Raw genomic sequence first — 20,224 nt, forward strand, 5'->3', positions numbered from 1 at the left:
ACGTTGGGGGGTTTCAATCCGAACAAGCCCTCAAGGTGCGGGCTTGGCCAATCGGGCTTTCAGGACCGCGCCCCAGGCGGCATTCGGCACCAGGTTCAACGTGACCCGCCCTCCCTGGGTGCCCAGGGTTTCGGTATCCAGCATGCCGGGAGCGACATCCCAGGTTTCTCCGAAATACCACCCCATGTACGGAATCTGCCGGGTTTCCGCCGAATCCATGAGGGGGACCAAAGCACTGGCGGGCATGTTCCCATCCGGATCGGGGCCGAATTCCCCGATGATGACCGGCAGCGTCTTGGAGGCGTTCTCGAAGACCGTCGAGAAATCCGCCACGGCATTGTAGGGATGAGCCTCGTAGATCACGTTCGCCCCACCGCCCGCCGTGATGGGATGCGTCACATAGTAGGAGAGATCCCTGGCCCAACCATCCAGGCCCTGCACGGCGATCAGGTGGTGGTTCGGTGTGCTCTGCCCCAACTGGGCTGCCAAGGCGTTCTCGTTGTCCCGGATGGCCTGCACCACTTCATTGAAACGTGCCCAGGCAGCGGCCTGGTCGGTGACGTTATTGGGTTCGTTCGTGATGCCGTAGACCACGTAGGGGTACTTGTAGAACACGGTGGAAAGCGCGACCCACAGTTGCTGCATGGTGGTGCTGCTGCCATCGATGGGGCCGGTGGTTGCCGTGGTTGGCACTTCGTTGTCGGGTTTGGCGGGGTCGTTCCAGACGGAAAGCATCACGTAGACGGGCCGGTCCTTGTTGGCCCCCACCCGCTTGGTGGCCAGGTTGTCGACGATGTCGATGAGGTGCTGCCGGTAGGCCGCATCCTGGATGAAGTCCCCCGCATCTGACACATAGGTGCCCATGGGAACGCGCAGGAAATCCGCGCCCCAGCCCGGCTGGGTGGCCCCATTCCCATCCAAATAGCCATCCGTGGCGGCCCCCAGAATGGCGTTCACCTCAGCCGTGGAATAGTACTCATCCAGCGGCGCGGTGGTGCCCCAACCCCGCCGCGTGTCGGGCACGTTCATGCCCCGGCCCACCCAGACCTGGCCCTGGCGGTAGACGTGATTTCCAGAAGCGGACAGCCAACCCTGAGTTGCGTCGGGCGGCGTGGCCATGGCCAGGGTGGCAGCGGCGCTCACCGTGATGGACAGAGTGGTGGTGCCGCTGCCACTGGCATTGGTGGCCGTCACGGTGTAGGTGGCGGCGGCAGTCACAGCGGTGGGGGTGCCGCTGATCTGGCCGCTACTGGCGTTCAGGCTGATTCCGGCAGGCAGTGTCGGCGCCACGGTCCAGCCGGTGGCCGCGCCGCCCGTGTTGGCGGGGGTAAGGGTGGAAATCGCGGTGCCGACCGTGGCATTGATCGTGGCGGGCGTGTAGCTGATCACCGGTTTTCCCTGGGCCGCCACCACCGTAATGGACACTTTGGCGGTGCCATTCCCCGCGCTGTTGGTGGCGGTCACCGTGTAGCTGGTCGCTGCGCTGAGGACTGTAGGCGTACCGCTGATCTGTCCGGTGGAGGAGTTCAGGCCGAGGCCGGCGGGCAAGGCCGGTGCCACCGTCCACCCCGTCGCCGCGCCCCCAGCATTGGTCGGCACCAGAGACGGCATGGCCACACCCACGGTGGCATTCGCGCTGGAAGGCGTGTAGCTGATGACCGGCTTGGTGAGCGTGGCAGCCACCGTGAGGGAGATCGTGGCTGTTCCCGTGCCTGCCCCGTTGGTGGCAGTCACGGTGTAGGTGGTGGCCGAGCTTGCCGCTGTGGGGGTGCCACTGATCTGGCCCGTGGCCGTACTGAACGTCAGGCCGGCCGGCAGCGCCGGAACGATGGACCAGGCCTCACTCGCCCCCCCAGTGTTGGTGGGGACCAAAGACGTAAGCGCTTCCCCCACAGTGGCCGTCAGTGTCTGCACAGGGTAAGCGATGGAAGGCGCGCTTCCCGTGGTCTGCTTGGTTGCAGACTTGCTGCCACCTCCTCCGCAGTGGGAGAGGCAGACCACTCCGAGGAAAAGGGCAGTGATGACTAGGACCAGTCGCTTCATGGGACTCCCGGAGCAGGAAGGTCTCCACCCGGCCCAAGGGCAGTGGAAATGGACCTCGCCTGAACAAGATGGAGGGCAACGGGGAGTCATGGCTGGACCGCTTTGAAAATAAACCAATGGTCCACTTAAAACACCAATCAAGTCAGAATCCGAAACCATCGTTCAATCACAATCGGGCTTCCCGCCAAAGCCATGCGGCCGCATTCCCAGAAGGAACACGGCCGCATGGCTGCTGCGTTTGGAACGATGATTCGAGCGATGGGACGCCTGAGAAACTAGAGGCGCTTCCCAATCTTCAGAACGCTGTCCGCCAGGGACACACCCGAGGCAGCAATGTTGCCCATGTGAAGGTAGATCTGCGGCTTGCCGCCCTCTTCCACGATGGCGATGGCGCCCCCTTTCGGGAGGTCGTCCAGCTTGGAGCAGATCACGAACTTGCCCGCGGCCTTCATGGATTTGACGTCGCCGCCCGTGGCCCAGGCCACCTTGGAACCGCTGTCCTGGGAAACACCGATCTTCTCAAGCTCGCCAAGGACATCCCCATCCTTGCAGACCACTTTGCCTGGGGAACCGGCGGCGGCGGCGAGGATTTTCACGAACTTGGCCTGAACGGCCGGGGGAAGATCCCCGGCGCTGAGACTCAGGCTGGCGGCCATCAGCACCAACGCGGGAAGGGTTTTCAGGCGCTGCAATGCAGTGTGGAACATTCAGAACTCCTGATGGGAAGTCAAAGGAAACCCAGGGCCCGGCCTAGAAGGACACCTTGGCGCCGAGGTAGACCGTCCGTCCCTTGTTGAAGGGGATGGAGGACGGGAATTCGGAATCGCCTGTGGCCACAATCCAGACTTCCTTGTCCAGGATGTTGTCGCCCTGGAGGAAGGCCTCGAACTTGGCCTTGCTCTTGAATCCGAACACTTCGTTCAGATTGAGCTTCGCGTGCAGGCTCACCAGATCGTAGCTTCCAGGCTTGGGATTGCTGCTGGCCGTGTTGTAAAGAGACTGGTCGATGGAGCCCTGATGGACATCGAAGAGGCTGACCACGCCGTACTCGCCGCTGTAGCTGATGCCCGCCTTGGCTCCGAAGTTGGAGATGCCCGTGAGCTCGCCATCGCCGGGCCGCTGGGACAGGACCGAGCCCACCAGCATCAGGGATTTGCTGGCGTAGTATTTCCCTTCCACCTCAAAGCCTTCGATCTTGGCCTTGGCCAGGTTCTGGTACTGGAGGAAGCCCGCCGGAAGCGTGGGGCTCGAGGTGAAGACCACCAGGTCGCTCTGCTTGTTCTGGAAGGCACTGACCGTCACCTGGCCCGAGGTTCCGGAATAGCTGAGGCTCGCCTGGGTGGATTTCACCTTCTCAGGCTTCAGGGCCTTGTCGCCCTTCAGGAAGCCCAGGAAGTCGATGAAGTTCTCGTTGATGTAGGGCGCGCGGAAGGCTTCGCCATAGAGCAGCTTGGCATTGATCTGCTGCGTCGGATTCCAGATCACGCCGAGGCGTGGCACCAGCGTGGAATCAGCCTCGCCCACCTTGAGGGCCTGGAAGCCCACGATGGTCTTGACCTCTGGCGCCACCAGGTAGTCCAGCTGGGAATAGAGCGCCTGACTGGCGCGGCTGCCGGTGGACGTGGTGGTGGAGGGTGAGCCGAGGGTCTTCTCGGTGCCGGTGGCCTTGCTGTACAGGGCGCCCACGATGAACTTCCCCTTGGTGTTCAGCGAGTAGAAACTCGTGAGTTCCAGCAGCCATTCGTCGGAATCGCGCTCGATGCCCGGGGCGCCGCCGTCGTTCACCTTCAGGGTGGCCTTGTTGTAGGTGCCGTTGGCCGTGATGTTCCAGCGGTCATTGATTTCGAAGTTGTAGCCCAGATCCAGATAGTTCTTGGTGGAGCGCTTGCCCGACACATCGCCCATGTAGTCGGCGATCATGAAGGGCGTATCCCACTTGAAGAAGCCGCCCGTGAGGCTGAAGCCCTTGTAGGTGGAGTGGAGGAACGCGCTCTCACCTTTGGGATCCAGGTTGGCGGGGGTGATCACGGTGGTGGGCCCGTTGGGCGTGGTGCCGAATCCGTACTTGGTGTCCCACTCAGAAGGCTTGATGGCCTGGATCGTGGCGGACAGGGTCAGATCCCCCGAGGCCACATCCACCTTGCCCCAGTGCTTGTACCCGCCGTTGGAGGCGAAGGAGCCGGCCAGGGCGCCGCCCGTTTCCTTGGGTTTGTCCGTCACGATATTGATCACGGCCGCGAAGGCTTCGGAGCCGTAGAGCACCGAGCCGGGCCCCTTGATCACTTCGATGTGGTCGATGGCCGCCACGGGGAAGGTTTCGTAGATGTCATCCTTGATGCCGCCTTCCTGCACCTCGCGCACCGGGCGCCCATCGAACAGCACCAGCACGTGGACGCTGCTCTTCAGGCCCCGCAGGTTGTCGCCGGGGGCCGCCATCATGCTGCGGTCAGAGAAATAGCTGGCAATGTGCACCATGCCGGGCACGCGGCTGAGCACATCAGCCAGCGAGTTGCCGCCAAAGCGCTGCAATTCATCCTTGGAAATCACGGAAATGACGCCCGGCGCGTCGCTGAGCTTCTCCGCGGACTTGGAAGCGACTTCGACCTTGGTATTCAGAAGGGCCGTCAATTCGGCTTCCAGATCCAACGGCTTCTCCTGGGCCCAGACCGGCTGCTGGCTGCACACCAAACCAAAGGCGATGGGCAGAGCGGCAAAGATCTTCAATTCACACCTCCGACGGTTCGCTGAAGGAAAAGCCCTCCAGATGTCGCGAGATCGGAACTGGTTTCATAAGACTTTAGTTATTTAAATGTTTATTGTTATTAATAATAATATCAACAAATTAATGAGGCAAATTTGTCCATCAGGCAAAATTATCTGGGCATTAATTGGTGTTGTTGGGAGGAGACCGGGATCAACCTGCAGGCCCATTCCGGGAATGCCTTTCACCCCCAACCAATCTGCAGCCTGTACGGCAGGTAAGGCATACCATTCATGCCATCCACCTCGGCCGCCTGCGTTCCCGGGTGAGGCCCCGCCATCTTGGGGTAATCTGAACCCATGAGCAACGACAAGCCCGTCCTGAGACTCCCCGTGCCCCTGCGCAAACAGAAGGCCCTGAAGGCGGCCTGGAAGCCCCTCCTGTTGCAGTGGCTGGTGCCGGGCGCGGGATATTGGGTGACGGGCGAGAAAGGCCGGGCCAAGGTCTTCTTCGGTATCTGGGCGCTCTTTTGCGTGCTGGGCGCGCTGCAAATGCAGTACGGCGCCGTGGATGGTGTGAAGGGCGGCATCTTCGTTCCCGTGGCCGGTTCCTGGCTGCCTTCGCTCGGCGCCTTCGCCACGGCGGGCATCGGTCCAGTTTATGGGGCCTTCGCCTGGGCCTTCGGGGGCGCCGGTACCGAACCTGTTCGCACCCTCACTCAGGAGTACGGCGCCACCTATGTGATGGTTGCGGGCCTCCTGAACTGGCTTTGCTGCTTTGATCTCTGGGATCGCATCACGGGCCGCTGGGTGTTCCGCCTGCCCAAGGATGAGCAGATCGAACGCGCCTCCAAAGGCGAATAACGACGCATAGATCTAGAGCGGTGCTCCCGGCTCCTGCCACAGTGGGGGAAAGCCTGGAGCCCCCATGGATACGCCTCGCGAGGCATCGGCCGGGAATTCGCTTCTCCTGCCAGCAGTCACGATCTTCCTGAGCGCTTTCCTGCTGTTCCAGGTGCAGCCCATGGTGGGCAAGTTGGTGGTGCCGTGGTTCGGCGGCAGCGCGGGCGTATGGACCACTTGCCTGCTCTTCTTTCAGGCGCTGCTTCTGCTGGGCTATCTGTACGCCCATCTGGTGGTGCGCCACCTCTCCCATGCACGCCAGGTCAGGCTGCATGGCGCCTTACTGGTGGCGGCCCTCCTCACCCTGCCGCTTCGGCTGCATCCCTGGTTCCGGCCTTCGGGCGGCACCGAGCCGCTGGGGCGTTTGCTGGGTCTGCTCCTGGTCACCATCGGATTGCCTTACCTGGCGCTCTCCACCACCGGCCCCCTGGTGCAGGCCTGGGTGGCACGGCGGGGCCAGGTGCCCTACCGCCTGTTCGCCCTTTCCAACCTCGCCTCCATGCTGGCCCTGTTTTCCTACCCGGTGTTCGTCGAGCCCTTCCTGCCCATGCGAAGCCAATCCTGGCTGTGGTCAGCGGGCTTCGTGGCCTTCGCGGCCCTGGTCTTCTTCGTGGCCCTGAAAAGCGCGCCCGAGGCACGGGATGATTCCACCGTTTCGGAGGTGGGGGAAGCTCCCGGCTTCGCCATGAAGCTGCTGTGGATCGCCTTTGCCGCGGTGCCCTCGGTACTGCTCATGGCCGTCACCACCCATCTCAGCACCAATGTGGCGCCCATTCCCTTCCTGTGGGTGCTGCCCCTGGGCCTCTACCTGCTCAGCTTCATCCTCTGCTTCGACAGCACCCGCTGGTACCGCCGGGGATTCTTCCTGACCCTGCTGCCCTTCCTGCTGGTGGTGATGTCGCTCTCGCTTCGCCCCAACTTCCGCTATGCCGAATATCCAGTCTCGGCCTTGAGCACCGCCGCCCAGTGGCTGGGTTCGGTGCGAGGCCAGGTGGCCCTCTTCAGCCTGGGCCTCTTCGTGGCCTGCATGGTGGCCCACGGCGAATTGTCCCGGCGGCGTCCCCATCCGCGCTTCCTCACGGGCTTCTATCTGCGACTGAGCCTGGGCGGCGCCCTGGGTGGGCTCTTCGTGGCCTGGCTGGCTCCTCGAATCTTCACCACCTACCTGGAGCTGCCCCTGGGTCTGGCCGCCGCTGGTGCCATGGCAGCCTTGGCCCTGGCCTGGGATCCGGGGCAGACGCGGCGTTGGCGATCCGCCCTTGGGATGGGCAGCGTCGCACTCTTCCTGGGCATCCATTCCTTCGGATTGGATCGCGATGCAGACCGCATCGTCGTGGCCCGCAGCCGCAACTTCTACGGCACCCTCGCCGTTTACGACAATCCCGAGCGCGGCTGGCGGGTGTTGGCCCATGGCACCATCACCCACGGCGGACAGTTCCTGGATCCCGCCAAGGCGGATCGGCCTTCGACCTACTACAGCGAGGATTCCGGCGTGGGTTTGGCTCTGACCAGCCTCCAGGAGGGGCCCCGGAAACTGGGCGTGGTGGGCCTTGGCGCCGGCAGCCTCGCGGCCTATGGACGCCCAGGCGACCAGCTTCGGTTCTACGAAATCAACGCCCTGGTCGAGCCCTTCGCCCGGCGCCATTTCACCTACCTCGATCATGGCAAGGCCACCACGGAAGTGGTGCTGGGGGATGCCCGCCTCAGCCTCGAAGCCGAGACGCCCCAGGGTTACGACCTGCTAGCCATCGACGCCTTCTCCAGCGACTCCATCCCCGTGCACCTGCTCACACGCGAAGCCTTCGGCCTCTATTTCCGGCATCTGAATCCCGACGGGGTGCTGGCCGTCCATGTCTCCAACCGCTACCTCGCCCTGCAGCCCGTGGTGCGCGCAGCCGTGAATACCTTCCACAAGCAGGCACGGGTGGTGGACACCGATTCGGATCAGGAGGAAGGCGCCTACGGCTCGACCTGGGTTCTGATCTCACGAGATGAAGCCTTCTTCTCCCGCCCCGCTTTCCAGAACAACGAGGACGTGAAACACCTGCCCGGCGCCGTGCTTCCGTGGCGCGACGATTTCAGCAACCTGTTCCGGGCCCTGAAGTGATCAGCCTTCGCTCTTGCGGCTCTTGGCCAACAGCTGGGTGCGGATGAACACATCAATGTCGCCATCCAGCACCTTCTGGGTCTGGCTGGTTTCAGCGCCGTTGCGGTGATCCTTCACCATCTGATAGGGCTGCAGCACGTAGCTGCGGATCTGGCTGCCCCAGGCCACGTCGGCTTTGTCGCCGCTGGCCGCGGCCACTTTTTCCTGGAACTTGCGCTGCTCGAGTTCATACAGGCGCCCCTGCAGCACCTTGAGCGCCGTCGCCCGATTCTTGATCTGGCTGCGCTCGTTCTGGCAAGACACCACGATGCCGGTGGGCAGGTGGGTGAAGCGCACGGCGGATTCGGTGCGGTTCACGTGCTGGCCGCCGGCACCGCTGGCGCGGAACACATCGATCTTTAGATCCTTCTCGGGGATGTCCACGTTGATGGTGTCATCCAGCTCGGGGCTCACATACACCGCCGCGAAACTGGTGTGGCGCCGCTTGGCGGAGTCGAAGGGGCTGATGCGCACCAGGCGGTGGACACCGGCCTCTGCCCGGAGGTAGCCGTAGGAGAAGGGCGCATCGACGATGAAGGTGGCGCCCTTGATACCGGCCTCTTCCCCATCCTGGTAGTCGATCATCTCGGTGGCCCAGCCCTTGGACTCGCAGAAGCGCAGGTACATGCGCAGCAGCATGGCCGCCCAGTCCTGGCTTTCGGTGCCACCCGCGCCGGGCGCGATGGCCACGATGGCGTGATTGTTGTCCAGCTCGCCGCTGAGCATCATGCGCAGTTCAGCATCCTCGACGGCCTTGCGGAGTTCCCCTTCCACGGCCTCCGCTTCGGCCAGCATCTCCGAATCTTCCTTGGCCAGTTCCAGCCCAGTATCCAGGTCTTCGATGCCTCCGCTCAGGCGCTTGGCCAGGGCGATGTCGTTGGTGATGGAACCGCGCTTCTGCAACAGGGGCTTGGCGGCATCGGGATCATCCCAGAAACCGGGGGCCGTGGTGCGCTCCTCGATCTGCTCCAGTTCAAGGGCTTTGCGCTCGGGGTCCAGGTGGGCGACCAACTGCTGGACGCGGGGTTCCAGCTCGTTCTTGGCCCGTGCCAGGGTCTCGAAATCCATTGTCGGCATCTCCAGCCCCAGCGCCGCCTCCGAAGCCAGGGGAACCTTTGAGTTTAGTGCAATCCGGCCGAATCCGGGCCCGGCGTCTCAGAAGGACCGGGCTGAGCCGCTACAGCCATGGGGCAGCCGTACGCAGAAGGTCGTGCCGCGACCGGGTTCGCTTTCAGCCCATACTTCGCCGCCCATGCTCTCCGTGAGCCGCTTGACGATGGAAAGCCCCAGGCCCACCGAGCTTTCCCCGCCAGTGGGGCGCGCACTGAGACGCGCATAGGTCTGGAAGAGCTGCGCCTGATCCTCTGCCGTGAGCCCCGGGCCCTCGTCTTGAACCCGGAACACGGAATGCCCCGGTTCTTCGGCGCGCGTGATCAGGATGCGGGAGCCCGCGGGGGAATATTTCACGGCGTTGCTGATGAGGTTGTCCATCACCCGCTCGAAGTGCCGGGCGTCGCCCCGGACCATCTGCCCGGACGCTCCGAGCCGACATTCCAGGTCAATGCTCTTCCGCTGGGCATGGGTGGAGTGGGCTTTGCATGCGGATTCGATGGCGGGGATGGGATCCAGACTGTCCAGGTTCGGCAGGTCCGCCGTGTCGGTCTCGATGGCGTTGACATCCAGCAGACCCTGGATGAGTTCCAGCATCCGGCGGCCCTGGGCCCGCACCTGCGCCGAGAAATGGAGGGCCTTCTCCTGGCTGGGTTCTTCGTCCATGAGCTCACAGGCCAGGAGGATGCCGGTGAGCGGATTCCGCAAGTCATGGGCCGCCACGCCAAGGATGCGGTTCTTTTCATCGTTGAGCCGGTACAAGCGGTCATTGACCCGCTGCAGCTCCGAGGTGCGGCTGGCCACCAGGGATTTCAGCACCCTTTTCTGGCGCTGCAGCCTCAACGTGTAGGCGTACCCCAAGCCTGCGAGACTGCCGGCGCCAAGCACCGCCCAGGCCAGGTAGGCCCAGAGGGTGCGATACCAGGGCGCCAGCACCCGAATTCGGAACTGGGCTTCCTGGCCGAGCATTCCGTACAGATTCCGGGCCCTCACCCGGAACCGGTAATGGCCCACGGGAAGGTTCGTGTACTCCTTGAACGTGCCAGACGACCACTCGCTCCAGTCCTTATCAAAGCCTTCGAGCAGCACCTGGAACCGGGTGGTGCCGGGCCGCTCGAAAAAAGTGGCCGAATAATCGAAAGAGAGACCGTTATCGCGGAAGGGCAGTTCCAGCCATTCGCTGCTGTCAGGCCCACTTCGAAACGCTGTCCGCTGATGCCGAAGGGTCGGATTCTCCTGCCCATGAGCCCCCTCGAAGAGCAGGCGCTTGTCCTTTGAAATCACTTTCCGGATGAGCACCTGGAAGGGAACTTGATAGTCCTTCCATGCCCGAGGGTCCACCCGCTGAACCGTGCTGCCGGTGATCCAGAAGGCGCCATCGGGATGCACGTACACCCGATCCGTCGCCGTGGAGAGCCCCTCGAAGGGGCGGGTGACCGCGCTGAAGCCACCCTTTTTTTCGGGCACCGCCCAGACCACGCCGTTCTCGGTGTTGAAGAGGTACCCGGCATGGCCATCGCTGGTCATGCCGTACAACTCGCGGTGCGGTTCATCTAGAACCGGGCCGATCACGGGATCCGGAACGAACCGGGTGACTTCGGATGCCGCGCCTTCAGCCTTCTGCCTTTCCGCACGGAAGAGCCCCATGGGTGTGAGGGCGTATAGGACTCCGTCCAGATAGGCCGTTCGCAGCCCCGTGTTCCCGGGCAATCCATCCGCCGGGCCAAAGATCTGGATCGTGGCTTCGGTGGGATGGCTGCCCTGGAAGCGAAGCCGCAACAGGCCGTGGACCAGGGTGCTCAGCCAGAGGTCACCATTGGCATCCTCGGTGATGCGGTAGATGGAATCCCTGATTTCGGGGAAGGCGCCCTGGCGCCGCCACTGGCCGCCTTCCCTGCCGAACACCTCCAGGCCTGACTGCGAACCCATGAAGAGTCGGCCCGGCCACCGGCGGGAGGTGCCCAGACAGAGGCCTCCCCCGGAAGATCCGGCAATCCGCACGGCGGCCTCGCCCTGAATGCGCTGCAGCCCCCGGGCGCTGGCCGCCAGCAGATCTCCCTCCACTTCCAGAAACTGCCAAACCTGGTTGGGGCCGTTCTTCACCTCCTCGAAGCGCGGCCGGTTCTCCTTGAAGCTGAACCGATAGGGCCGCTCGATGAACAGGCCCTGGAAGGTGCCCACGTACAGGCGTCCCTGGTGAAATTGCACCGAAAGGGGCAACCCCTCGATGCCGTTCCGGCTGTCGAACACGGACTGCGGGACACTCAGCTCCACATGGGAAAGGCCCTTGGCCGTCGTGACCCACAGATCCTCAGAGGCATCTACCCAGAGGCCATTGACGGTGTTGTCCACCAGGCCCACATCCGTGTTGAGGGCCCGGATGATCCTGCCGCTGCGGTCCATGATGAGCACACCAGCTTTCCGCAGTCCCAGTGCGAAAGCCTGGGACCCGATGGGAGCGAGCCTGTACAACTGGCCTTGGGTTTCTTTCACCAGGTCATCGGCTTCCGTGGGAAAGGCCTTCACCAGGCCCTTGGCGGGGTAATCGGGCTGGTATTTGCGAGCCGTCTCACTCCATAACGGGGCCAGATCGACCCGGCGGAACCCTCCGGAGAGGCGACCCACCAGCAATTCATGGGGGCCGAAGGGGGCCAGGACGAGACGCTGACCATCCACAAGGCCTGCCAAGGCAGGAATGGGCACCACCTCATCGCCGTCGACCAGGCAAACACCCTTCGTCTGATCGAGGTAGAACAAGGTGCCATTCAACACACAGGCCTGGGAGGGGGCCAGGGCCCCGGGCACACCTGTGATGCGGCCCCCCTTCAACCGGAAAAACCGTTGGCGGGTGAGGAAATAGATGCCGTCGGCACAGCTCTCCACCTGCCAGACATCGCTGAAGAAGGCTTCCGAAGCGGGGAGGTCGCCTTTCAACGACACCGCTGCGACCTTACCGGCCGGGGATACCGCCAGGTAGCCGAAATCTCCCACTGCGCCGTAGTAGATGGTCCCATCCGGCCCCAGGGCCAGGGCCCGCACCGCGGCAGCTCCGGGAACCGCCACCATTTGCCAGTGCTGGCCATCGTATTCGACGATCCCCATGGTGTTGCCGAAATACATCACGCCACGACGGTCCTGCACCGCCGCCCAGTTTTGGTTGTGCGCCTTGTACTGATCGGGCCCGTAGCTGGTCGTCACCGGGGAACCAAGATAGGGAGACTGGGCCAGGGCCAAAGCCCCCAAACCCCAGATCAGCCACCCCACGATCAGGCCCTTAGCGAGCACGCTTGACCCCTGAAATCCACAGGAGGTTATCGTCAAAGGGAGGCCTTTACCTGATTGCAGGGCCCTGACCCTGGGTCCGAAGGGTTCTCCGACAGGCTTTCGGATCCCCACGCTATTCTGGTCGGATGCCTGGTTTCATCCCTGTGATCCCCGCCGATCTGGAGCCCACCGTCCGTGGGGTCCTGACCGGCCATGGGGGGGTGCCTCTCGCCTGGGCCCGTTGGGAACACCCCCAGCCCAAGGGCCGGGTGGTGATCTCCCATGGCTACGGCGAACACGGTGAGCGCTACCGTCACACCGCCCATTGGTTGCATGACCTGGGCTGGTCCGTTTCCAGCATGGATCACCGGGGCTTCGGCCGTTCCGGCGGCATCCGGGGCGATGCGGTGGGCATCCGGGCTTTCGTGGACGACTTCGCCCTCTTTCTGCGCCAAGAGCGCCGCTACGATGCCGAGCGCACCGGAGCCCAGCCCCGGGTGGTGGACGGGGTGCCCATGCCCCCCTTGCCAGTTTGCCCTCAAGTTGTTCTTGGCCATAGCTTTGGCGGCTTGGTGGCCCTGCTCACCCTGCTCTGGCACGCTGACACCCTGGATGGCCTCATCCTGTCGGCCCCGGCCGTGGCGGTGCTGTCCAATTCACGGCTGCTGGTGATCCTTTCCCGGCTCCTGCGCTGGTTCATGCCCCACCGCCCCGTCCATCTCCACGGAGACAAGAGCCAGGTTTGTTCGGATCCCGTCATCGTGCAGCGGTACGAGGCGGATCCGCTCTGCCACCGCTGGGCCACTGCCGCCTTCGGGGCAGCTCTGGATGAAGGCCGGGCCGAGGTCCTGCCCCTGGGTCACGAGTTGGACCGTCCCATCCTGCTCTTGGAATCCGGCCATGACACCGTGGTCGATCCCGATGGCGCCGAAGCGCTTTGGTCCGCGGTGCGGCCAGGCATCTTGGAACGCCACCGCCTTCCGGCCTTCTTCCATGAGATCTTCCACGACCGCCTTCGGGACCAAGCCCAGGCCCTTACCGAGCCATGGCTTGAGAGACTTGCCCAGGCCTGGAACCCTTCGTACCGTCCCGCCATGTCTATAGTGCTGTCTCCGGAGCCCGCATGAAGCGCACCCTCACCGCCTTCGCCCTCACCGCCATCCTGGCGGGCCTGGGTCTGGGCTGCCGCAAACCGAAGACAGTGGATACCGGCGTCACTGCCGCAGAATTGATGGCCACCGCCGATAAACAGATGAAGCTTGGCAAGTTCAACGATGCCCGGACGGCTCTGCGCCAACTGGAGCAGTACCTGCCCGGATCCGCCGAGTTCCCCAAGGCCAAGCTGATGCTGGGCGACAGCTTCTTCTTCCAGGGCAGTCCCAGCTTCCCGGAAGCGGAAGTCGAGTACTCCAGCTTCCTGAATTATTTCCCACGCCATGAGGCGCGGGATTACGCCATGTACCATCGCGCCTTGTGCCACTTTTCCTCCATCGAAAGCGCCGAGCGCGATCAGGCGGAAACCCGGAAGGCCCTCGACGGTTTCCAGCAGCTGCTGGCGGAATCACCGGGCAGCCCCTATGCCGCGGAGGCCAAGGCCAAGATCCTGCAGTGCTGGCGGCGCCTCGCGGAGCATGAGCTCATCGTGAGCATCTTCTACGTGAACGTGTACTACTATCCCGGCGCCGAGCGCCGTCTGAAGAACCTGCTGGATACCTACCCGGACTATGTGGACAGGGAACGGGCCTATTACTACCTGGGCGAGGCCATGCGGCAGCGCCTGCTGTCCGGGGAAGAGATCGTCCAGTTCGGGAAGGATTTCCTGGCCAAGACCAAGAAGGGCGAATTCAAGGATCTCAGCAAAGAAGAGATCGCCCAGTACAACAAGGAACTCCAGGCCTACGGTGCCGACCGCGTCAAGGATTTCCGCGCCGAGGCCAAGAACTACTACCAGAAGCTGGTGGAAAGCTACCCGGGTTCCGAATGGGCCCGCCGAGCTGCGGATCGCCTCATCACCATGGGCACCAGCGGCGTGAAAGAAGAACTCGATAGTTGATGTTGTCCTGGGGAATCGTGCCGTCCGGGGGTGCCCCGCTGCGCGAATACCCCCGGGCCCCCACTCGATGGGCTGACCTAGCCCGCCCTTCAAGCCTGCCACCTTTGACGGAGGCGCCATGGAGCTCAGCAGCCTCGGCCTCGGCACCTACCTTGGCGCGGCCTCGGACGTCGCTGATGCGGCCTACGCAGAGGCCGCCAGGGCCTTCGCCGAGGCAGGCGGCACCGTCTTCGATACTGCCGCGAACTACCGGGGCGGCCGCTCTGAGCGCGCCCTGGGCCTGGCCTTCAAGGGCCTTCCCCGCGGTTCGTTCTTCGTATCCACCAAGGCCGGCTACCTGCCCATGCCCGAGGCTCACCCCGAGGAGGGCCCTCGCGCCTGGTTCCACCGCGTACTAGAGGCGCCCGGCATCCTATCCGTGGAGGATCTGGTGGATGGCTGCCATGCCATGACACCTCGCTACCTGGCCCACCAGCTGGACATCAGCCGGGAGGCCCTGGGGATTGAAACCCTCGACCTGTTCCACCTCCACAATCCCGAGCAACAGCTGGCCCATCTCGGCGTCCGGCCCTTCTACGCCATGATCACCCGGGCCTTCGAGGCCTGCGAGGGCTTCGTCGCGGCCGGGAAGATCCGGGCCTACGGCGTGGCCACCTGGAACGGCTTCCGCGTACCGCCCGGGCAGGAGGGCCACCTGAGCCTGGCTCGACTGCTGGAAGCCGCCGAATCTGCGGGAGGCAAGAACCATCACTTCCGCTGGATCCAATTGCCCCTGAACCTGGCCATGCCCGAAGCCTTCCTGGCCCCGACCCAACTCCTGGGTGGTACCGCCATGACAGCGCTGGCGGCGGCCCAGGCCAGCGGCTTATCGGTGCAAACTTCCGCGTCCATCATGCAGGCCCGCATCCTGCGGCAACTGCCCGAAGGCTTCGCCGAAGCCATGGGCCTGCAAACACCCGCCCAGGCCGCTCTGCAGTTCACCCGCTCCTGCCCAGGTGTGACCACGGCCCTCTGCGGCATGGGCCGGGTCGCGCACGTGGCTGAGAACGTGGCCGTCATGGGCCTCCCGAAGCTTGATCCCGTGGCCCTGGAAAGCCTCTTCAGATGATCCTTCTGGCCATCACCCCGGGGCTGGGGTTTCAACCTCAGGCGTGGCAAAGGGTGCTCCGCAGCGGCATCCACGGCTTCCTCATTCGCGAGAAAAGCATGCCCGCGCGGCATCTGCTGGAGACGGCCCGCTGGTGCCAGGATGTGGCGCCTGACGTCAGGTTATGGGTGGCTGGCCGCCTTGATGTGGCCCTGGTAGCGGGCTGTGGTCTGCACGCGCCGGAAGCTCATCCGGACCTGCCCCCTGGTCTGGTGCCGCTATCGCGCCCCCTGCATGCAGAGGATCAATGGCCCGGCCGGGCCTCGGCGGACCAGCTGCTGATCTCTCCCATCTTTGCCAGCCCGGGCAAGGGTGCGCCCTGGGGCCCGGAACGGTTGCATCGTTTCCTGGATGGGCTGCCCGCAGGCGGGCCGCAACTCCTGGCCTTGGGCGGGGTGGAGCCGGGGAGTGCGATGACCATGCGACATCCACGGTTGGCGGGCATCGCCGCCATCCGGCCCTTTTGGGGCGAGGATCCTGCCGGAGCTGTGGCGCGCTTCCTCGCGTGAAGCAGGTATTCTTCTCCGCATGTTCCGAGACTTGAGAGAGAAGGTGAGCGCTCCGCGCCGCCTGGCCGCCTGGGTGCTGCTGGGCGTGCTGTTGGTGGCAGCTGCTTTCGTATTGCCCCGAGTGACGGATCACCCTGCCGCGCAGCGGACTGCGGATGTGATCCTCTGGTCCCTGGTGGCCTATGGCGCCATCCGCGTCATCTCCTTTCTGCTGCTCGATCCGCTCCTGAGCCATCGCCAGACCGCCACGCCCGGCTTCGCCCGGGATCTCCTGGTGGTGGCGCTCTACCTGGTGGCCGCAGGCGGCATCCTGCGCCATGCCCTGCAGGTGAGCCTGGGCCAGCTGCTGGGCACCGGCGCCATCGCGGCGGCAGTGGTGGGCCTCAGCCTTCAGGAGGTGCTGGGCAACCTCTTCGCGGGCATCTCCCTGCATCTCGATCCAGCTTTTCGGGAAGGGGACTGGCTGGAGATCACGGGCAACCTGCGGGGTGGCCCAGGCCGAGAAACCCTCATCGGACAGGTGGAGGCCATGACCTGGCGCACGGTGCAGCTGCGCACCGAGAACGGCGACACGGACATCTTCCCGAACCGCGTCATGGCCCAGGCCGTGGTGACCAACCTCTATGTGCCCTCCGGCCTGCACCGCCGAACGGCCAAAGTGATCGTCGAACCCAGGCCCGACCTGCATGTGGCCCTTGAAAAGCTCAGCCGGGCCCTGGCCGGGTTGCCCCATCATTCCCACCACCGCCCTGAAGTGGTGGTGCACAGCAGTGACATGGGCGGCGCCGTATTGGAGATGCGTTTCTGGGCCCTGGGCTTCCGCCATGGCCGCCAGGCCACCTTCCAGGCCACCCGCCTGGCGGCGACCGTCCTGTCTCGGGAGGGTTTCCGGTTCATGGGGCCCCACGGCCCCACCCCGCTGCCACCCGTCGACGAACCCGTTCCAGGCCCCACGCTCATGGGCGAACTCATCCAGAACCTGGGCCTGCCCAGCCACTGGATGGAAGACCTGCGCCCTCATCTGCGCCTGCGCCCGGTGGCCCCAGGCGAAGCCGTCATTCGAGAGGGAGATCCGGGCAACTCGCTCTTCGCCGTGCACCGGGGCACCCTGCAGGTGGTTCACCCGGAAGAACGGCTGGAGCCGTACACGGGCATCTACTGGAAGGCCGTGGCGGACCTGGGGCCCGGCCAGTGGTTCGGGGAGGCCAGCCTCCTGACGGGCGCGCCTCGCAATGCCACGGTGGTGGCCCTCACCGAGGCCGCCATCCTCGAATTGCCCAAGGAGGCCTTCGACCATTCGCTGCGCCGGGAGCCAGAACTGTTGGAACAACTGATAGATCTCATGGACCGGCGGGAACGGGAAACCACCGCAGCGGTTCCACCCAAAGAAGGCCGTCGAAACCAATGGACCCGACAGATCCGAGCGTGGTTCGGCCTGGATTGAACTTGACAGCGACTTGGCCGATCCGTGCAGGAAGGGCCCAGGCTATCCTGGGGAGGGAGGGGAGACGTCATGGACTTGCCAGAGCACTTGCACCACCTGGTGAGCGAACTGGGCGATTCTCTGCTGAAGGCCCTGGCCGAAGATGACCATTGCCGTGACCTGGCCTTTCAGATTCAGGCCAAGGGCTACGGCCTGATGCTGATTCTCGAAGCCTCACCCACCAGCCTCGCCGCCCGCGATCCCTTCGATTCGGATGATACCGATCCGCAGCCGCCCTTCTCCGAAGACGACATGCGCTTGATGAAATCCTTCAAGATCAAGATGGACTGAGAATGGCCCACGCGTGGGATGTTCCGGCCCCCGAAGCCGGCAGCGTTGTGCGCCCCAATGCCGCAGGTCTGGGTCGCCAAGAGCTGGGCTCGCTGTTGGGTTCGCTGGGCGAACCCGCCTGGCGAGGCGGCCAACTTTTCTCGGGCCTGCTGCGCCAGCGGTGGACCCGCTGGGAGCAGTTCTCGAACCTGTCGAAGACCCTTCGAGCGCGCCTGGAAACCGAAGTGGATCTGGCCTGGCCCGCCATCGTGCAAAGCCAGACCTCGTCCGACGGTTCGACCAAGCACGTCTTTCAGCTCGGGGATTCCCGTCAGGTTGAGGGCGTCCACATGCCCTATGACGACCGCGTCACCCTCTGCCTGTCCAGCCAGGTGGGTTGTGCCATGGGCTGCACCTTCTGCGCCACGGGGCAGATGGGCATCATCCGCAACCTCAGCGCCGCTGAGATCGTGGGCCAGGTGATGGCCATGCTCCTCCACCATGAACATCCCGCCGACCGGCCCGTGAACCTGGTGTTCATGGGCATGGGCGAACCCCTGCACAACTTCGACCATCTCATGGCCGCGTTCACCACCTTGACGGATCCCGATGGCCTGGCCATCCCACCCCGCCGCATCACGGTGTCCACCTCAGGGCTGGTGAGCGGCATTGAGCGCCTCGGCACCTTCGCCAAAAGGCCTCGCCTGGCTCTCAGCCTCAACGGCACCACGGATGAGCACCGCTCACGCATCATGCCCGTGAACCGGGTTTGGAACCTGGAGGCCCTGGCCACGGCTCTGGCCCATTTCCCGCTGCAATCCGGCGAGCGCATCACCCTCGAGTACGTGCTGCTCAAGGGGCACACCGATGGCCAGGAGGATGGCCGCCGGCTCGCCGCCTTCGCCCGCCGCTTCCCCGCCAAGGTGAACCTGATCCCCTTCAATCCCCACGAGGGTTCCGGCTTCGAGGCGCCAGAAGAGGCCCGCATCAGCGCCCTCTGCAAGCTGCTCTCCGAGGCGGAGGTGCCCGTGAGCGTCCGGCGCAGCCGGGGCCAGGATGTGGCCGGGGCCTGCGGCCAGCTGGTGCGCGAGGGGCAGCCCCGACATCCGAAAACGCGCTGATTCGGTCATGCTGGAGGGGTGTCCTCCACACCGAGACCCTTTTTTGAAACCCTCCATGCCCTGCTCGACACCGAGGGCGGTATCACCCTGGGCGAGCTGCTGGACGCGGCGGGCGAGCAGACCTACGGCCTGCTGGTGTTGCTGCTCTCCCTGCCAAACCTCATTCCCGGCCTGAATGTGGGCCTTGCTCCCGTAGGCGGCGCGGCACTCATCGCCCTGGGCGCCCAGTTGGCGTGGGGACGGCCCCATCCCTGGGTGCCGCAGCGGATCCAGGCCCAGCCCATCCACAAGGGCCGCATCAAAGAGGCCCTTGCCAAACTGGAGTACCAGCTCAACCGCTTCCGCTGGCGGGGGGCAGAGCAGCGTCCCCTGAGCCCCCGCTGGATGGGCGTGCTCATCGCCTGGACGGGTTTCCTGCTGGCCCTTCCCGTGCCCCTGCCCTTTGGCAATTTGCTGCCCGCGGCCATCCTCTGCCTGCTGGGGGCCGCCCTGCTGGAGGAACGGCCGGCCTGGGCCTGGATTGGCGCAGCTGCAGCCCTCGCCAACACCCTCTACTTCGGCCTCAGCTTCGATCTCATCATCCGCGCCTTCCTGAAGGCCTTCCATGCCTTGGTGAAGTGATGCGCATCGACGCCCTCACGTTGTTTCCGGAATTCTTCGAGGCCGCCCGTCTGGGCATCACGGGTCGCGCCTTCCGGGAACTGGGCCATACCTTGGAAACCCACAGCTACCGCCCCTTCGCGGGCAACACCTTCGGGCATGTGGACGATGCCCCCTTCGGCGGTGGCCCGGGCATGGTGCTGCGGCCCGATGTGCTGCGAGACGCCCTGGCCTCCGTCCCCCGGACAGGCCTGGGCCGGGTCATCCACTTCACCCCGGCGGCGCCCCCACTCACCCATGCGAAGGTGATGGAACTGGCCCAGCTCGATCAACTCATCCTGGTCTGCACCCGGTACGAAGGGCTCGATCAACGGGCCGTGGAGCACCTGGTCGATGAGGAGTTCAGCATCGGCGAGGCCGTGCTCAGCGGTGGGGAGCTGCCGGCCCTCTTCCTCATCGATGCGGTCTGCCGCTGGCTCCCTGGGGTACTGGGCAACGAGGCCTCCGCCGAGCAGGACAGCTTCGCCACCGGCCTGCTGGATCATCCTCACTACACGCGACCCGCCTCCTTCGAGGGCCTGGACGTGCCGGCGGTCCTCCAGGGTGGCGATCACGGGGCCATCCGCCTCTGGCGCCTCCGCGAGGCCATGGCCCGCACCCGGCGCTTGCGGCCCGACCTCTGGAACGTCTACTTGCGTGACCGCCTGGCCGACCTGGACCGCCCGGCCCAATGGTGCGCCTGGCAGGTGGAACACCCCCAGGATTGGGAACGGCCCAAGCCCAAGGGCTGGAAGGGGTGGAAACGCCAATGAACGCTTCCATTTCCCGGGCATTCCGGTAGACTGATGGACTCCCCGTCTGGGGACTTTCGAGCC

At 64.6% G+C, this 20,224-nt stretch carries 16 protein-coding genes; 11 read left to right on the forward strand and 5 right to left on the reverse strand.

The genetic code is table 11. The annotated features are described in order from the left end of the window. Positions 1 to 30: 30 nt before the first annotated feature. The 3 genes from Q9293_RS16900 to Q9293_RS16910 all read right to left on the reverse strand — a co-directional run bounded on the left by Q9293_RS16900 (position 31) and on the right by Q9293_RS16910 (position 4,767). Positions 31 to 2,043, reverse strand: coding sequence for a putative Ig domain-containing protein (locus Q9293_RS16900; protein ID WP_306248553.1), 2,013 nt, complete (start codon positions 2,041 to 2,043; stop codon positions 31 to 33). 275 nt (positions 2,044 to 2,318) lie between these two features. After that, positions 2,319 to 2,750, reverse strand: a complete 432-nt coding sequence (locus Q9293_RS16905) for a hypothetical protein (RefSeq protein ID WP_306248555.1) — start codon at positions 2,748 to 2,750, stop codon at positions 2,319 to 2,321. Positions 2,751 to 2,793: 43 nt separating this feature from the next. Further along, on the reverse strand, positions 2,794 to 4,767 hold the full coding sequence (locus tag Q9293_RS16910; RefSeq protein WP_306248557.1) for a TonB-dependent siderophore receptor: 1,974 nt from the start codon (positions 4,765 to 4,767) through the stop codon (positions 2,794 to 2,796). A gap of 336 nt (positions 4,768 to 5,103) precedes the next feature. On the opposite strand from Q9293_RS16910, the gene Q9293_RS16915 reads away from it, so the two are divergent. Both Q9293_RS16915 and Q9293_RS16920 read left to right on the forward strand, forming a co-directional pair. Further along, the gene (locus tag Q9293_RS16915) at positions 5,104 to 5,607 is read left to right on the forward strand and encodes a DUF6677 family protein (RefSeq protein WP_306248559.1); all 504 of its coding nucleotides are present in this window, start codon (positions 5,104 to 5,106) and stop codon (positions 5,605 to 5,607) included. 64 nt (positions 5,608 to 5,671) lie between these two features. Beyond that, a complete protein-coding gene (locus Q9293_RS16920; RefSeq protein ID WP_306248561.1) occupies positions 5,672 to 7,753 on the forward strand; it encodes a spermidine synthase in 2,082 nt (693 codons plus the stop codon). Here the strand turns inward: Q9293_RS16920 and prfB are convergent, their stop codons facing one another. Further along, complete coding sequence (prfB, locus tag Q9293_RS16925; RefSeq protein WP_306252450.1) at positions 7,754 to 8,860, reverse strand: peptide chain release factor 2; 1,107 nt, start codon at positions 8,858 to 8,860, stop codon at positions 7,754 to 7,756. It lies immediately after the preceding gene. An 87-nt stretch (positions 8,861 to 8,947) separates the two neighbouring features. After that, on the reverse strand, positions 8,948 to 12,187 hold the full coding sequence (locus tag Q9293_RS16930; RefSeq protein WP_306248563.1) for a sensor histidine kinase: 3,240 nt from the start codon (positions 12,185 to 12,187) through the stop codon (positions 8,948 to 8,950). Positions 12,188 to 12,387: 200 nt separating this feature from the next. On the opposite strand from Q9293_RS16930, the gene Q9293_RS16935 reads away from it, so the two are divergent. The 9 genes from Q9293_RS16935 to trmD all read left to right on the forward strand — a co-directional run bounded on the left by Q9293_RS16935 (position 12,388) and on the right by trmD (position 20,161). Then, complete coding sequence (locus Q9293_RS16935; RefSeq protein WP_306248565.1) at positions 12,388 to 13,293, forward strand: alpha/beta hydrolase; 906 nt, start codon at positions 12,388 to 12,390, stop codon at positions 13,291 to 13,293. Beyond that, positions 13,290 to 14,219 (forward strand): outer membrane protein assembly factor BamD, encoded by a 930-nt coding sequence (locus tag Q9293_RS16940; protein WP_306248567.1) that lies wholly within the window; start codon positions 13,290 to 13,292, stop codon positions 14,217 to 14,219. Before Q9293_RS16935 ends, Q9293_RS16940 begins: the two co-directional genes overlap by 4 nt. Positions 14,220 to 14,337: 118 nt before the next feature. Continuing rightward, entirely contained in the window at positions 14,338 to 15,327 is a 990-nt protein-coding gene (locus tag Q9293_RS16945) for an aldo/keto reductase (protein WP_306248569.1), read from the forward strand. Continuing rightward, positions 15,324 to 15,875, forward strand: coding sequence for a thiamine phosphate synthase (locus Q9293_RS16950; protein ID WP_306248571.1), 552 nt, complete (start codon positions 15,324 to 15,326; stop codon positions 15,873 to 15,875). The genes Q9293_RS16945 and Q9293_RS16950 overlap by 4 nt, the downstream gene beginning before the upstream one ends. 43 nt (positions 15,876 to 15,918) lie before the next feature. Then, positions 15,919 to 17,319 (forward strand): mechanosensitive ion channel family protein, encoded by a 1,401-nt coding sequence (locus Q9293_RS16955; protein WP_306248573.1) that lies wholly within the window; start codon positions 15,919 to 15,921, stop codon positions 17,317 to 17,319. Positions 17,320 to 17,388: 69 nt separating this feature from the next. Next, positions 17,389 to 17,649, forward strand: coding sequence for a hypothetical protein (locus Q9293_RS16960; RefSeq protein WP_306248575.1), 261 nt, complete (start codon positions 17,389 to 17,391; stop codon positions 17,647 to 17,649). A gap of 2 nt (positions 17,650 to 17,651) precedes the next feature. After that, positions 17,652 to 18,749, forward strand: coding sequence for a 23S rRNA (adenine(2503)-C(2))-methyltransferase RlmN (gene rlmN, locus Q9293_RS16965; RefSeq protein WP_306248577.1), 1,098 nt, complete (start codon positions 17,652 to 17,654; stop codon positions 18,747 to 18,749). A gap of 18 nt (positions 18,750 to 18,767) precedes the next feature. After that, positions 18,768 to 19,370 carry an exopolysaccharide biosynthesis protein gene (locus tag Q9293_RS16970; RefSeq protein ID WP_306248578.1) on the forward strand — a complete coding sequence of 201 codons (603 nt, stop codon included), beginning with the start codon at positions 18,768 to 18,770 and terminating at the stop codon, positions 19,368 to 19,370. Beyond that, positions 19,370 to 20,161: a tRNA (guanosine(37)-N1)-methyltransferase TrmD gene (trmD, locus tag Q9293_RS16975; protein ID WP_306248580.1), complete on the forward strand. Its 792-nt coding sequence runs from the start codon at positions 19,370 to 19,372 to the stop codon at positions 20,159 to 20,161. Before Q9293_RS16970 ends, trmD begins: the two co-directional genes overlap by 1 nt. Positions 20,162 to 20,224: the final 63 nt, after the last annotated feature.

The organism is Geothrix sp. PMB-07, assembly GCF_030758935.1.
Lineage (GTDB): Bacteria > Acidobacteriota > Holophagae > Holophagales > Holophagaceae > Geothrix.